This window comes from Thioalkalivibrio sp. ALE30 (assembly GCF_000377465.1).
Taxonomy (GTDB): Bacteria; Pseudomonadota; Gammaproteobacteria; order Ectothiorhodospirales; family Ectothiorhodospiraceae; genus Thioalkalivibrio.
This window is the reverse complement of sequence record NZ_KB898168.1, coordinates 207,438-221,754: the sequence shown is the minus strand read 5'-3', so window position 1 is coordinate 221,754 and position 14,317 is coordinate 207,438. Positions and strand designations below refer to the sequence as shown.

The 14,317-nt window shown below is 68.1% G+C and carries 12 protein-coding genes; 4 read left to right on the top strand and 8 right to left on the bottom strand.

The window, feature by feature from the left end; genetic code table 11:
* Positions 1-30: 30 nt before the first annotated feature.
* The 3 genes from leuB to leuC form a co-directional block, all read right to left on the bottom strand.
* Positions 31-1,104, bottom strand: coding sequence for a 3-isopropylmalate dehydrogenase (leuB, locus tag D107_RS0100945; RefSeq protein ID WP_196799351.1), 1,074 nt, complete (start codon positions 1,102-1,104; stop codon positions 31-33).
* A 126-nt stretch (positions 1,105-1,230) separates the two neighbouring features.
* On the bottom strand, positions 1,231-1,881 hold the full coding sequence (leuD, locus tag D107_RS0100940) for a 3-isopropylmalate dehydratase small subunit (RefSeq protein WP_018880540.1): 651 nt from the start codon (positions 1,879-1,881) through the stop codon (positions 1,231-1,233).
* Positions 1,882-1,884: 3 nt separating this feature from the next.
* Positions 1,885-3,297: a 3-isopropylmalate dehydratase large subunit gene (gene leuC, locus D107_RS0100935; RefSeq protein ID WP_018880539.1), complete on the bottom strand. Its 1,413-nt coding sequence runs from the start codon at positions 3,295-3,297 to the stop codon at positions 1,885-1,887.
* Positions 3,298-3,577: 280 nt separating this feature from the next.
* Between leuC and D107_RS0100930 the strand changes: the two genes are divergently transcribed.
* Positions 3,578-4,495 (top strand): LysR family transcriptional regulator, encoded by a 918-nt coding sequence (locus D107_RS0100930; protein ID WP_018880538.1) that lies wholly within the window; start codon positions 3,578-3,580, stop codon positions 4,493-4,495.
* On the opposite strand, the gene D107_RS14255 is transcribed toward D107_RS0100930, so the two are convergent.
* From D107_RS14255 to D107_RS0100910, 5 genes are all read right to left on the bottom strand, one after another.
* Positions 4,476-4,832, bottom strand: coding sequence for a type II toxin-antitoxin system RelE/ParE family toxin (locus D107_RS14255; protein WP_081619341.1), 357 nt, complete (start codon positions 4,830-4,832; stop codon positions 4,476-4,478). The two genes, D107_RS0100930 and D107_RS14255, sit on opposite strands and share 20 nt — an antisense overlap.
* Positions 4,833-4,835: 3 nt before the next feature.
* Entirely contained in the window at positions 4,836-5,117 is a 282-nt protein-coding gene (locus D107_RS0100925; protein ID WP_026280707.1) for a type II toxin-antitoxin system ParD family antitoxin, read from the bottom strand.
* A gap of 153 nt (positions 5,118-5,270) precedes the next feature.
* Entirely contained in the window at positions 5,271-6,500 is a 1,230-nt protein-coding gene (gene arsJ, locus D107_RS0100920; protein WP_018880536.1) for an organoarsenical effux MFS transporter ArsJ, read from the bottom strand.
* A gap of 5 nt (positions 6,501-6,505) precedes the next feature.
* Positions 6,506-7,519, bottom strand: a complete 1,014-nt coding sequence (locus D107_RS0100915; RefSeq protein WP_018880535.1) for an ArsJ-associated glyceraldehyde-3-phosphate dehydrogenase — start codon at positions 7,517-7,519, stop codon at positions 6,506-6,508.
* A 267-nt stretch (positions 7,520-7,786) separates the two neighbouring features.
* Positions 7,787-8,302, bottom strand: a complete 516-nt coding sequence (locus D107_RS0100910; protein WP_018867070.1) for a TspO/MBR family protein — start codon at positions 8,300-8,302, stop codon at positions 7,787-7,789.
* Between the two features lie 136 nt (positions 8,303-8,438).
* Here D107_RS0100910 and D107_RS0100905 point away from each other — a divergent pair, with 136 nt between their 5' ends.
* From D107_RS0100905 to D107_RS0100895, 3 genes are read left to right on the top strand one after another with little or no spacing between them, the layout of a single operon-like run.
* Positions 8,439-9,659 (top strand): efflux RND transporter periplasmic adaptor subunit, encoded by a 1,221-nt coding sequence (locus tag D107_RS0100905; protein ID WP_018880534.1) that lies wholly within the window; start codon positions 8,439-8,441, stop codon positions 9,657-9,659.
* Entirely contained in the window at positions 9,656-12,730 is a 3,075-nt protein-coding gene (locus tag D107_RS0100900; RefSeq protein ID WP_018880533.1) for an efflux RND transporter permease subunit, read from the top strand. Before D107_RS0100905 ends, D107_RS0100900 begins: the two co-directional genes overlap by 4 nt.
* Entirely contained in the window at positions 12,723-14,300 is a 1,578-nt protein-coding gene (locus D107_RS0100895; protein WP_018867073.1) for a TolC family protein, read from the top strand. Before D107_RS0100900 ends, D107_RS0100895 begins: the two co-directional genes overlap by 8 nt.
* Positions 14,301-14,317 lie beyond the last annotated feature (17 nt).

The window sequence follows — 14,317 nt, the reverse complement described above, 5'->3', positions numbered from 1 at the left end:
AATTTTAATCTTCAAGCTACTGATATTTCGTTAGTCATCCAGCGCGGACACCAGGGCATCACCCATCCCCTGGGTGCCGACCAGCGTCATGCCCTCGCCGAAGATGTCCGGCGTGCGCAGGCCCTGATCCAGCACCCGACCCACGGCCTGTTCGATGCGCTCGGCCAGGTCATTGCGGTTCAGGCTGTGGCGCAGCAGCATCGCGACCGACAGCACGGTTGCCATCGGATTGGCCTTGCCCTGCCCGGCGATATCCGGCGCGGAGCCGTGGATCGGCTCGTACAGACCGACCCCCTCGCTGTTCAGCGAGGCCGAGGGCAGCATGCCGATGGACCCGGTCAGCATGGCCGCGGCATCGGACAGAATGTCGCCGAACATGTTGCCGGTGACCATCACGTCGAACTGCTTGGGATCACGCACCAGCTGCATCGCCGCGTTGTCCACATACATGTGAGACAGCTCGACCTCGGGGAATTCCTTCCCGACGCGCTCGACGACCTCGCGCCACAGCTCGGAGACCTCGAGCACATTGGCCTTGTCCACCGAGCACAGGCGCTTGCCGCGCTTCATCGCGGCCTCGAAGCCGACGCGGGCGATACGTTCGATCTCCGATTCGCTGTAGGCGGCCGTATTGAAGCCGTAGCGCTCGCCGTTACGCTCCTCGATCCCACGCGGCTGGCCGAAGTAGATCCCGCCGGTCAGCTCGCGCACGATCAGGATATCCAGCCCGCTGACCACCTCCGGCTTCAGCGTGGAGGCCGAGGCCAGCTGCGGATACAGGATCGCCGGTCGCAGGTTTGCGAACAGCCCCAGATCCGAACGGATGCCCAGCAGCCCGCGCTCGGGGCGGAGATCACGTTCCAGCGATTCGTACTGCGGGCCGCCGACCGCGCCCAGCAGGATGGCGTCGGCGCGGCGCGCCGCCTCGCGGGTGGCCTCCGGATAGGGATGCCCGGCCGCGTCGTGCGCCGCGCCCCCGATCAGGCCCTGCTCGATCTCCAGGTCCAGTCCGCCGATCTCGCCTACACGCTCCAGCACCTTCAGCGCCTCGGCCACGATCTCGGGCCCGATCCCGTCCCCGGGCAATACCAGAATTCGGCTCACAAACCTCTCCTAACCATCAGATCCATCGAATTTCTTCTCTACCTGCAGGAGGCCAGCCCTCTGGCCGATGGGCCTGTCCTGGCGCCCTATCGGCCAGAGGGCTGGCCTCCTACAAAGGGGCACGACTCAGCCCTGCGAGTGCTCCGCCATCCAGGGCCACTCGCGGCGCTGGCGCTCCTCAAAGGCGCGGATGTCATCGGCGTACTGCAACGTCAGGGCGATATCATCCAGGCCGTTCAGCAGGCGGTGGCGCCGGTCTTCGTCGAGCGTGAAACGAAACACCGTACCGTCCGGCGCCGTTACGGTCATCTCTTCCAGGTTCACCTCGACCTGCGCGCCCAGGTTCGCCTGGACCTGCTCGAACAGCGCCTGCACCTCGTCCTCGGCCAGCACCACCGGCAGCAGCCCGTTCTTGCAGCTGTTGGAGAAGAAGATATCCGCGAACGACGGCGCGATCACCGCGCGAAAGCCGAAGTCGGTCAGGGCCCACACCGCGTGCTCGCGCGAGGAGCCGCAGCCGAAGTTCTTGCGCGCCAGCAGGATGCTTGCCTGGTCAAACGGCGCCTGGTTGAGCACGAAATCCGGGTTGATCCGGCGCTGCGAGCTGTCCATGCCGGGCTCGCCCGGGTCCAGGTAGCGCCAGTCGTCAAAGGCGTTCGGGCCAAAGCCCGTGCGCTTGACCGACTTCAGGTACTGCTTCGGGATAATCGCGTCGGTGTCGACATTGGAGCGGTCCAGCGGCGCGACAATCCCCTTGTGTACGGTAAAGGCCTGCATCGCTTACGCCTCCTTCAGTGCCGACGGTTCGACGAAGTGCCCGGCCACAGCGGCCGCGGCGGCCAGCGCCGGGCTGACCAGATGGGTACGCCCACCCTGCCCCTGGCGGCCCTCGAAGTTTCGGTTCGAGGTCGAGGCGCAGCGCTCGCCCGGCTCCAGCCGGTCCGCGTTCATCGCCAGGCACATGGAACAACCCGGCTCGCGCCACTCGAAGCCGGCGTCCAGAAAGATCCGGTCCAGCCCTTCCTGCTCCGCCTGCTGCTTCACCAGCCCGGAGCCCGGCACCACCATCGCCAGCTTGATGTTGTCGGCCTTCCTGCGGCCCTTGACCACCTCGGCGGCCGCACGCAGGTCCTCGATCCGCGAGTTCGTGCAGGAGCCGATGAACACCTTGTCCGGACGGATCTCGGTCATCGGCGTGTTCGGCTGCAGATCCATGTACTCCAGCGCCCGCTTCATGCCCTCGGCGCGCACCGGATCGGACTCGGCCGCCGGGTCCGGCACGCGACCGGTGATCGGCGCGACCATCTCTGGCGAGGTGCCCCAGCTCACCTGCGGGGCGATCTCGGCGGCATCCATCTCCACCACCGCATCGAACTCGGCATCCGGGTCGGAGACCAGCGTGCGCCAGTACTCCGCCGCCTGTTCGAACAACTCGCCGCTCGGCGCCTGTGGCTTGTTGCGTACATACTCGATGGTCTTCTCGTCCACCGCGACCATGCCCGCGCGGGCCCCGGCCTCGATGGACATGTTGCAGATGCTCATACGGCCCTCGATCGACAGGCTGCGGATCGCCGAGCCGGCGAACTCGATCGCATAGCCGGTGCCGCCGGCGGTGCCGATACGACCGATGATCGCCAGCACCACATCCTTGGCGGTCACGCCCGGGCGCAGCTCGCCCTCCACGCGGATCTGCATGGCCCTGGTCTTCTTCTGCCACAGGCACTGCGTGGCCAGCACGTGCTCGACCTCGGAGGTGCCAATACCGAAGGCCAGCGCGCCCAGCGCGCCGTGGGTCGAGGTGTGCGAGTCGCCGCAGACGACCGTCATGCCCGGCAGGGTGGCCCCCTGCTCGGGGCCGATCACATGCACGATGCCCTGGCGCACATCGGCCATCGGGAAGAACTTCAGCCCCAGGCTCGTGACGTTGCTCTCCAGCGTTTCCACCTGGGTGCGCGAGACCGGATCCTCGATCCCGCGATCGCGATTGGCGGTGGGCACATTGTGATCCGGTACCGCCAGCACGGAATCCCCGCGCCAGGGCTTGCGCCCGGCCAGACGCAGACCCTCGAAGGCCTGCGGGCTGGTCACCTCATGCACCAGGTGGCGGTCGATGTAGAGCAGCGTCGAGCCATCCGGCTCCTCGCGCACCACATGCGCCTCCCACAGCTTGTCGTACAGTGTCTTGCCTGCCATTACCTGCTCCCGCGGCCACGCCGCGATGTTCCAGCCATGTTTTCGATGCGCGGCCGCCAAAGCCCCCTGTAGGAGGCCAGCCCACTGGCCGATGGGCCCCGACGTCGGATCGGCCAGAGGGCTGGCCTCCTACAGACGAGCGGCACCACCGCATTGCCAGTCTGCGGCCGCTCTTCCATTCTTTCAAATCCGATTTATTATCTTTACCATTCCATATGGTTATGGATTGGCGATCCGGCACCACCTCAATCAGCCGGTCATTATCCCATGGAGGCGGCGGATGCGTCCGGAACAACTGAGCATCGAGTCCCTGCAGGCCTTCGTGGCGGTGGTCGATACCGGCGCCTTCTCCGCCGCGGCCGAGCGGCTGCACCTGACCCAGCCGGCGATCAGCAAGCGCATCCAGTCGCTGGAAGCGACACTCCAACGCCCCCTGTTCGAGCGTCAGGGGCGCCGCGTGCGGCCCACCGAGGTCGCCGAACGCCTGCTGCCCGAGGCACGCGAAATACTGGCCCGCCTGCACGCGATCGAGCAGCAGGTGGCCGACCTCGACCAGGTCGTGCGTGGCCGCATCCGCATGGCTACCTCCCACCACATTGCCCTGCACCGCCTGCCCGCCCCGCTGGCCGCCCTGCGCACCCGCTACCCCGAGCTGGAGCTGGAACTCGCGTTCATGGATTCCGAGGCCGGCATCGAGGCGGTGATGCACGGCGACGCCGACCTGGCCCTGGCCACCCTGCCGGACGACCTGCCGAAGGGCTCGGAGGCCCAAGCCGTCTGGACCGATGACCTGGTCCCGATGATCGCCCGCGGCCGCGCCCAGGATGCCCCGCTGGAGACACTGCAACGGCTGCATGACTGGCCGGCGATCCTGCCACCGGTGGACTCCACCACCCGTCGCCAGATCGATCAGGCCCTGGCCGCACAGGGCCTGCACCCCGCCGCAGCCCAAGAAAGCCCCTACCTCGAAGTCATCCGCATGATGATCGCCGCCGGACTCGGCATCGGTTTCCTCCCCCGCACCATGGCCACCGACGACCTGGCCATCCTCGAATGGCCCGCCCCACCCATCACCCGCCAGCTCGGCTGGGTCCGCCACGCGGACCGCTACCGCTCCCGGACCCTTGCGGCTGTGATCGAGGGACTACATAACGGAGAGGATCAGGAGCCCCCGGACCTTACCGATCTCCAGGCGTGAGCCTGCTGGGCAGATCCATTGCATCATGGAGCACGCGCAATAGCTCTACACAACGGGGTTTGTCGGACGCGGGCCGGAAAACGAGCACGTGTCGGCCTCTCCGCCCTCCGCGTGCGACATGGAGCGTGCAGATACCCGGACCGATATCCTCGCGGCTGCGCACAGTCGGGATGGCGGGCCCGCCCTGCAATGCCCGGATCGCCGCGGAAAGGGTGCCGGCATAGGCACGGGCCTGCTGCTCGCCAAGGTGCTCCGCCGTCCACGAAACAATATCCCGCAGATCCTGCTCGGCATGCGCCGCGAGACGGACAGTCCATTGTCCGGATGATTCGTTCACGGGTTATCGCTTCGCGATGGCCTGTTCTGTCAGTTCCTGCAAATGCGCCTCGAGGTCGCGCTCGGTATCCAGTTCGATGTAGCGGCCTGCCTCCAGGTCCGCGATACCTTCCGCAGTCGCCCGCCGCAAGGCTTCCAGTCGCGCCTCCTGCTCACGCTCGCGAGCCTGTACGAGGCGGAGCCCGTCACGCAGAACCTCGCTGGCATTCTGGTAGCGCCCGGATCGAACCAGCTGCTCCACAAAACCGCTTTGTTCCGGCGTCAGGACAATGTTTCGTGTAGGCATGGTTAACCTCCGTCCATCACTATTGGCAGTTTATGCCAAGAGCCACAGGCGATCCAGGCGCCGCCCCGCTGCACGCCCCTTCTCTGCGGGTTGTGCACTCAACAAAACGAGCGCTACACGATTCTCGACAACGGCAACCGAGCCTTGCCGGCATCAGGCGCGGGCGGCCTCGCGGGGGAGCAGGGAGGAGATCATCCAGGTGGCGAAGATGAACAGGGTGGAGGCGATCAGCGCGCCCTCCAGGCCCCAGACCATGAAGATGGCACCGGAGGCGACGGTGCCGACCAGACGCCCACCGGCATTGGCCATGTAGTAGAAGCCGACCTTCATCGCGACCCGGTCGGCCTCGGCGTAGTCGAGGATCAGGAAGGAGTGCACGGCGGAGTTGATCGCAAACACCACGCCAAACACGCCCAGCCCGACCATCAGCACCCAGGCCGGGTCCAGGCCCGTCTCCAGGCCGATTACGATGCCGATGGGCAGCAGCATCAGGATGAAGGCCCACAACCGCGCGGTCAGCCCGGTCGGATGCAGCCCGCCGCGGCCCAGCAGGCGCGGCACCGAGGCCTGTACGATCCCGTAACCGATTACCCACAGCGCCAGAAACGCCCCCACCTGCATGTGGTTCCAGTCCAGTGTCGCACTGAGGAATACCGGCAAGGCGACCACGAACCAGACATCGCGCGCGCCAAACAGGAAGAACCGTGCCGCCGAGAGCACGTTGATCGCGGCGGAGTTGGAGAACATCTGGGTGAATTTCGGCTTGCCGCCGACCCGGCCCAGCCCGCGGGGCAGGCCGACGATGGAGAACAGCATCACCACCGCCAGCATCCCGGCCAGGATCACCAGCGCCATCTGGAACCCGACCGAGTACAGCAGCGCGCCGCCGACGAAGAAGCCGACCCCCTTCAGCGCGTTCTTCGAGCCGGTGAGCACCGCGACCCAGCGAAACAGCCGCCCCTCCCCGTCGCCGGCCACCAGCTTCACCCCGGACTTGGCACTCATCTTGTTCAGATCCTTGGCGATGCCCGACAGCGCCTGCGCGAACATCACGTAGGCCACGCCCAGCCAGGCCTCGGGCACCGTGAGCATCAGCAGCGCCGCAACCTGCAACAAGGTCCCGCCGATCATCGTCGTGTTCACCCCCAGCCGCGCGGCCAGCCAGCCGCCGGTCAGGTTGGTGATCACCCCGAACAGCTCGTAGAACAGGAACAGGAACGCGATCTCCAGCGGGCTGTAGCCCAGCTGGTGGAAGAACAACACGACCAGCATGCGGATCGCGCCGTCGGTGACGGTAAACGCCCAGTAGTTCGCGGTGATGCGCGCGTAGGCGCCCAGCCCCAGGAAGGGCGGTGCGTTCGGCGTTTCGGCCGGGCTGCCCATTCGTCTTACACGCCCTGCTCGGCCACGCGCGCGACCAGTTCGACCAGCCGGTTGGCATAGCCCCATTCGTTGTCGTACCAGGCCAGCACCTTCACCTGCGTCCCATCCACCACCATCGTCGACTGCGCATCGACAATGGACGAGCGCGGGTCGGTGCGGAAGTCGCTGGAGACCAGCGGGCGTTCCTCAAAGCCCAGGATGCCGGCGAGCTCGCCCGCGGCCGCCGAGCGCAGCAGTTCGTTCACCTCCTCCGCGGAGGTCTCGCGCGCCGCCTCGAAGGTGAAGTCCGTCAGCGAGGCATTCATCAGCGGCACGCGCACCGCATGGCCGTTCAGCCGTCCGTTCAGTTCCGGGAAGATGTCGCCGATCGCCTTCGCCGAGCCGGTGGTGGTCGGGATCAGGTTCAGCCCGGCCGCACGGGCCCGGCGCAGATTGTCGCGCGGCAGGTCCACAGGCGACTGCGTGGCGGTCATGTCATGCACCGTCAGGATCGTCCCGTGGCGGATCTCCAGAGCCGGGTGCAGCACCTTGACCAGGGGCGCCAGACAGTTGGTGGTGCAGGAGGCAGCGGTTACGACATGGTGCCGGGCCGGATCGTAGGCGGCATCGTTGACGCCCATCACTACGTTCAGCGCACGCTCGTCCTTCACCGGTGCCGCGACGACCACGCGCCGAGCCCCGCGATCAAAGTGCGGCTGCAGGGTCTCCATGGTGCGGAAGGCGCCGCTGGCATCGATCACGATATCCACACCGGACTCGGCCCAGGGCACCTGCCCCGGCTCGCCCAGCTGCGTGTGGCGCAGACTGCGGCCATCGATCTGCAGGGCGTCCGGCTCGGCCTGGATGCCGCGATCCCAACGCCCGTGCACCGAATCGAACTCCAGCAGGTGCCCGGTGACCGTACCATCCGCCGCGACCTCGTTCAGGTGCACGATCTCGAGATCGTCCCGATCCCAGGCCGCACGCAGCGCCAGGCGGCCAATCCGCCCCATGCCATTGATGCCAACCCGTACGGCCATGACGCCCTCCCGCGAAAAATCGCGTCAGGATACTCCGCCCACATGACCAACGCATGACACCCGGCCGCTGCAAAGCCCGGTTCCACCACGAAGCTCACGAAGGCACGAAGAAGGTCAAGATCAAGGGCGATTCACAGGAAGGTTGGAAGACTGGAAGAGGGGCTGGATGGGCAAACAGCATTGCGTCTCGCCCGATCCAATCAACGAAAACCCTTCCATCCTTCCCTTCTTCCTGTGAATCGCTTTTGACCTTGTTCGTGGTGCCGATCAGTTGAGCCAGACGATGCCGGCGTTGAGGTAGATGGCGAAGCCGACCCACAGCAGGTAGGGCACCAGCAGCGCGCCGGCGATGCGATCGATGCGCCAGAAGGCGATCAGCGTGGCGAGGATCAGCGGCCACAGAATCAGGATCTCGGCGAGCGCCAGATCCGGGCGCTGCAGGCCGAAGAAGAGCACCGACCAGCCCAGGTTCAGGGCGAGTTGCGCCAGGAACAAACCCAGCGCGATCGGTGCCCCGGTCAGGCCCACGCGGCGCCACACATGCCACGCCGCCAGCCCCATCAGCCCGAACAGCACGCTCCAGACCGGGCCAAACACCGCATCCGGCGGATTCAACGGCGGCCGGGCCAGGGTTGGGTACCAGTCGGCCACCGAAAGACTGGTGGCCCAGCCACCCAGCCCCGCCACGGCAAACACCAGTACCATCCAGGCCAGCAGCCCGAGCATGTCCCCACCGAAAGAGCGTCGCCGCGGACGCGACGCACGGGCCGTATCGCGTGTCATTACAGAATTCTCCTCGAGATTCGCGGTCGCATGGCAGGATGCCCCGAACAAGGCCCGGATTCCGAACCGAATTCATTCAGGATTCAGTGAACCACGCCACACTCCCCCTGACCACCCCGAACAAAAGCGAGCTGCAATGCCCCGCCCCGCCACCCTGATCACCGCGGTTCTCTTCCTCCTGGCCGCCGGCCTGCTGGGCTGGATGCTGCTCGCTCCGGATGACGATGCAGCGCCAAGCAGTCGCCCCGGCGGTGGCGAGACGCGACCGGTGGCCGTGGCGGTTGCCGCCATCGAGACCCGTGACCTGGTCGAGCGCCGGCGCTTCACCGGGAGCATCGAGGGTGCGGACCGCATCGAGATCACTCCCCGTGTCGGCGGCCGGGTCGCCGAGATCTTCGTCAATCTGGGGGACCGCGTGGAACCGGGCGACCCCTTGCTGCAACTGGACACCGAAGAGTTCGAGCAGGACGTCGCCCAGGCCGCGGCGGAACTGGAAGTGGCCGAGGCCAGCCTGGCGGAGGCCATCGCCAGCCGCGACGCGTCCCGGCGCGAACTGCAGCGCACCCGTGAACTGCGCGATCAGGGGATCGCCTCGCGTTCCGAGCTGGAGGCCGCCGAGACCGAACTGGCCCTGGCGCAGACCCGAGTGGCCCTCGCCGAATCGCAGATCCGGCAGCGACGCTCCGCACTGCGCACCCGCGAGATCCAGCTCGGCTATACCCGCATCGAGGCGGATGCATCCAGCAGCACGCGCTGGGTGGCAGAACGGCATGTGGATCCCGGCACGGTCATCAGCGCCAGCGAGCCGGCGCTGGCGCTGGTCCGGCTCCAGCCGGTCCGGGCGATCCTGGCCGTGACGGAGTCCGACTACGGTCGGCTGTCTCCCGGTAAGGCCACTGAGGTACGCACCGGCGCCTACCCCGACACCGCATTCGCGGGGACCATCGCGCGGATCGCACCGGAGTTCCGCCCCGGCTCGCGCCAGGCGCGGATCGAGGTGGAACTGCCCAACGACGACGTCCGCCTGCGCCCGGGCATGTTCGTCGAGGCCGCGATCACCCTGGGCCAGCGCGACGGCGCGCGGGCCATCCCACGCGACGCGATCATCCAGCGTGAGGCCGGGCCCACCGTATTCAGCGTGGACCGAAGTGGCGAGCGCCCAACGGCCCGGCGCCATCAGGCCGTCACCGGTGTCCGTGACGGGAACTGGGTCGAACTGCTGGAACCCGATCTGCCGCCGGGCACCGAGGTCGTGATCCTCGGCCAGCACCTGCTTGCGGACGGTACCCCGCTGCGGCTGAGCGAACCGGGCCGCATCCCCGACCGCGATGACGCGCGCGAGGCACAGACCCCGTGAATCCCGCGCGCCTGACCGTCCACCGCCCCGTGCTGACCAGTATGGTGGCCCTGATCGTGGTCATCCTCGGGCTGACCGCGCTGACGCGCCTGCCGGTGGACCTGCTGCCCGACATCACCTACCCCGTGGTCACCGTGATGACCTCCTACCCCAATGCCGGGGCCGAGGAGGTCGAACAACTGGTCACACGGCCGGTGGAACAGGCAGCGGCCGCGATCACGGGTGCCCAGGAGATCCGTTCCACCTCGGCCGAGGGCAACAGCAACGTCCGCATCAACTTCGCCTGGGGCACGGACATCCGCCAGGCCGTGGACGACCTGCGCGATCGTCTGGCACGCATCGAGGACCGCCTGCCGGATGATGCCGACCGCCCGCTGGTGCGCCAGTTCGACACCCAGGACTCGCCCATCATGCGCCTGGGGGTGGGCTCGCAGCTGGACGCCATCCACCTGCGCACCCTGATCGACAACCGCATCGCCCCGCGCCTGGAGCGCATCCCCGGTGTGGCCGCGGTCGACACCTTCGGCGGGCTGGAGCGCGAGGTCCGCGTGGAGGTGGACCCGGAGCGTCTCGAGGCCATCGACCTGGGCCTGGACGACCTGCGCAACCGCATCCGCGACGCCAACGTGATCACCCCCGGCGGGCCGATCATGGACGGCCGGCGGGAGTACCGCCTGCGCACCCCGGCCGAGTTCCGCTCGGTGGACGAGGTCCGCGACACCATCGTGCAGCGCAGCGAGGATGGCGTGACCCACCTGCACCAGGTCGCGGAGGTACGCGATACCCATCAGCGCGTCACCCGCCGCTTCCGGGTCAACGAGGAAGAAGGCGTCCAGCTCGCGGTGCGCAAGCTGGCCGACGCCAACACGGTCGAGGTCTCGGAGGCGGTGCACGCCGAACTGGTACGCCTGAACCGCGACTTCCCTCAGATCGACATCCGCGCGGTCACCGACGAGGCGGGGTTCATCCGCAACTCCATCACCAATGTCGGCCAGGCCATCCTCTACGGCAGCGCGCTGGCGGTACTGGTGCTGCTCGTGTTCCTGCGCAATATCCGTTACACCCTGGTGGCGGCCACCGCGATCCCGCTGGCCGTGATCGCGACCTTTGGTCTGGTGTACTTCGGCGGCTACTCGCTGAACCTGATGACACTTGGCGGGATCGCGCTGGGGGTGGGGCTGATGGTGGACAACGCCATCGTGGTCATCGAGAGCATCGCCCGCCGACGTGAAGAACGCGCCGAGCAGACCGCCGCCGAGGCCGCGATCAGCGGCACCGGACGGGTCGCGCCCGCCATCATCGCCAGCACCCTGACCACGGTCGCGATCTTCCTGCCGCTGTTCTTCGCCGAGGAACTCGCCGGCCAGCTGTTCAAGCCCCTGGCGGCCGTGGTCGCCTTTGCCCTGGCCGGCTCGCTGATCGTTGCCCTCACCCTGGTGCCGATGCTGATGGCCCGCGCCCCGATGCCCAGGCGAGACACCAGCGCCCTCGCGCGCATGGAACAACGCTACCAGGGCCTGCTGCAGCGCACCCTGACCCAGCCGTGGATGGTCATCGGCATCAGCCTGCTGCTGATGATGATCGCCCTCGCCGGCCTGCGCGGCGTGGGCACCGAGTTCCTGCCCGCCACCGACGAGGGCGAGCTGCGCGTGCATGTATCCATGGAACCCGGCACCCCGCTGGAAGAGCTTTACGCCACCATGGCCGGGCTGGAGGCGATCATCCGCGACGAGGTCCCGGAACTGGAAAACCTGGTCTCCAGCTCGGGCGCCTCGGCGTTCCGGGCCTCCTCGCCGGCCTCCGGCAACATGCGCGTAATGGTCGGTTCGCGCGCAAGCCGCAGCCGCTCCTCCGATGCCATCGCCGCCGCGCTGCGCGAGGCGCTGGGCAGCCCGCCCGGGGTCGAGATCCGCGTACGCGCCTCCAGCGGAATCTTCTTCCGTGGCTTCGGCCGTGGCGCGGACGAGGAGAGCCTGTCCATCGAGGTCCGCGGCTTCGAACTGCCCACGATGAACGCGGTGGTCGAGCGGTTCGAGGCCGCGCTGTCCGACATCCCCGGCGTGACCGATACCCGCGTCGGCTCCGACGGCGGTCAGCCCGAGTTCGCCACCCGCATCGACCGCGCCCGCGCCGCCGACCTGGGCGTGGACGTGCGCACCATCGCCCAGACCCTGGAGACCGCGCTGGGCGGCTCCAGCGCCGGGCAGCTGCGCGCCGGGGGCGACGAGACCCGCATCTGGGTCCAGCTGCGCGACGCCGACCAGAGCTCGCTGGACGACCTGCTGAACCTGACGGTGCGCAGCGAGGACGGCGAGCGCGTCGCCCTGCGCAGCCTTGTTTCCTTTGAAACCGCGATGGGCCCCGACAGCATCCAGCGCCGCGAGCAGGCGCGCATCAGCACCCTGTTCGTGAATATCGGCGACCGTTCATTGGGCGAGGTCGCGGCGGACGTGCGTGCCGCCCTGGCGGATATCCCGCTGCCGGAGGAGATCGACTTCTCGGTCACCGGCGATATCGAGGAACAGGAGGCCGCCTTCTCCGAGCTGCTGCTGGGCACCCTGCTGGCCACGCTGCTGGTGTATATGGTCATGGCCAGTCTGTACGAATCCCTGCGCGACCCGCTGATCGTGATGTTCTCCATCCCGCTGGCCCTGATCGGCGTCACCGCGGCGCTGCTGATCACTGACACCACGCTCAACGTGCAGTCGCTGATCGGCATCCTGCTGCTGGTCGGGATCGTGGTGAACAACGCGATCCTGCTGGTGGACCGGATGGCCCGGCGCCACCGCGACGACGGCATGGAACTGAACGCGGCGATCGTGGCCGCCGCCGGCGAGCGCCTGCGCCCGATCCTGATGACCACGCTGACCACCATCCTCGCGCTGTCGCCGCTGGCGATCGGTATGGGCGACGGCGGCGAGGCCCAGGCCCCGATGGCGCGGGTGGTGATCGGCGGCCTGCTGTCTTCTACCCTGATCACCCTGGTGCTGATCCCGACGCTGTACCTGCTGTTCCACCGCCGGGGCGAACATCCACAACCGGTCTATCGAGTCGCAACGGAACATGCCTAGAAAAACGCTGACCTTCCTCGTCGCGCTCGCCCTGACCCTCCCGGCCCAGGGCGCCGACGCCCAGGACGCCACCGAGGGCCTGCGCCTGTCCCTGCCCGCCGAGGCCCTGCTGGACACCCGCCCGTTCGAGCGCGAGGCGGTGGCGGAGGAGACGCTGTCGCTGGAGGAGGCCGTCGCCCGCGCCCTGGAGAACAACCGCGGCCTGCGCGCCGAGCGCCTGCAAACGGCCATCCAGGGCACCTTCGAGGCCCAGGAGCGCGCGGTGTTCGACCCCGAGCTGTTCGCCGAGCTGGAGATCAGCCGCGACCAGAGCGTGCGCCAGCTGGAACAGATCGGCGAGACCGACACGGTGACAACCACCCGCCGTTTCGGGGAGGCCGGGATCACCCAGGCGCTTCCCACCGGCACCGACCTGACGGTCTCGCTGCGCAGTTCCCGCGCCTCCAGTTCCCGCGTGGACACCCCGCAGTTCACCACCCGCGCGGGGCTCAGCCTGACCCAGGCCCTGCTCCGGGGCGGCCGTATCGAATCCAACCTGGTGCGCCTGCGCCAGGCCAGCCTGGATGTGGAGGCCTCGGAATACGAGGTGCGCGGCTTCGTGGAGCAGCTGATCACGGACGTGGAGGGCCGCTACTGGGACCTGGTACTGGCCGACGCACAGATCGCCATCTTCGAGGAGGCCCTGGCGGTCGCCCGCGCCCAGCTGGACCAGACCGAACGCCGCATCCGGGCCGGCGACCGCCCGGAGACCGAGGCCGTATCCGCGCGCGCCGAGGTGGCGCTGCGCCGCCAGGGCCTGATCGACGCGCGGGCCGACCGTGCCCGCGCCCAGGACGCGCTGGCCCGCCTGCTGCAGGCCGACAACGGCGGGCTCTGGGATACCCGGCTAGAGGCCCGTTCGGAGCCGGAGCTGGAGCGCTACGCCCTGGAGCCCCTGGATGCCTACGTGGCGCTGGCTCGCGACCACCGCGCCGACCTCAACGAGACCCGCCTGCGCGTGCAGCGCAATCAGCTAGAGGTGGTGCGCACCCGCAACGGCCTGCTGCCGCGCCTGGACTTCTTCGTCACCCTGGGCCAGTCCGGCTACGCTGACAGCTTCAGCCGCACCTGGCGCGACCGCCAGGGCGACGGCTACGACCTGGCCGCCGGCCTGCGCTTCGAGATGCCCATCGGCAATCGCGCGGCCGAGGCCGAGCACACCCGCGCGCGCCTGACCCGCCAGCAGATCCAGGAGACCCTGGCCAACCTGGAACAGCTGGCCATCGAGGACGTGCGCGCCACCTGGTTCGACGCCGCCCGTGTGCGCGAACAGATCCAGGCCCAGAAGGAGACGGTGGAACTGCAGGAAGAACTGCTGCGCGTGGAACAGACCCGCTTTCGGGTCGGGGCCGGGACCGCCCTGGCCGTGGCCCAGGCCCAGCGCGACCTGCTGGAGAGCCGCCTGAACCTGACCGAGACGGTGGTGCGCTTTCGCCAGCTGAGCACCGAACTGCTCAATGCCAGCGGCACCCTGCTGCTGCACCGCGGCATCGACGCCCCGGGTGCCGAACGCGTGGAGATCCGCCTGTAATCCGAATGCTGGAAGGA

What these genes read in the sequence shown, in the direction of transcription:
- leuD (WP_018880540.1), bottom strand. Translation starts at nt 1,881, where the DNA reads ATGCAGGCCTTTACCGTACACAAGGGGATTGTCGCGCCGCTGGACCGC.
- leuC (WP_018880539.1), bottom strand. Translation starts at nt 3,297, where the DNA reads ATGGCAGGCAAGACACTGTACGACAAGCTGTGGGAGGCGCATGTGGTG.
- D107_RS0100930 (WP_018880538.1), top strand. Translation starts at nt 3,578, where the DNA reads ATGCGTCCGGAACAACTGAGCATCGAGTCCCTGCAGGCCTTCGTGGCG.
- D107_RS0100925 (WP_026280707.1), bottom strand. Translation starts at nt 5,117, where the DNA reads ATGCCTACACGAAACATTGTCCTGACGCCGGAACAAAGCGGTTTTGTG.
- arsJ (WP_018880536.1), bottom strand. Translation starts at nt 6,500, where the DNA reads ATGGGCAGCCCGGCCGAAACGCCGAACGCACCGCCCTTCCTGGGGCTG.
- D107_RS0100915 (WP_018880535.1), bottom strand. Translation starts at nt 7,519, where the DNA reads ATGGCCGTACGGGTTGGCATCAATGGCATGGGGCGGATTGGCCGCCTG.
- D107_RS0100910 (WP_018867070.1), bottom strand. Translation starts at nt 8,302, where the DNA reads ATGACACGCGATACGGCCCGTGCGTCGCGTCCGCGGCGACGCTCTTTC.
- D107_RS0100905 (WP_018880534.1), top strand. Translation starts at nt 8,439, where the DNA reads ATGCCCCGCCCCGCCACCCTGATCACCGCGGTTCTCTTCCTCCTGGCC.
- D107_RS0100895 (WP_018867073.1), top strand. Translation starts at nt 12,723, where the DNA reads ATGCCTAGAAAAACGCTGACCTTCCTCGTCGCGCTCGCCCTGACCCTC.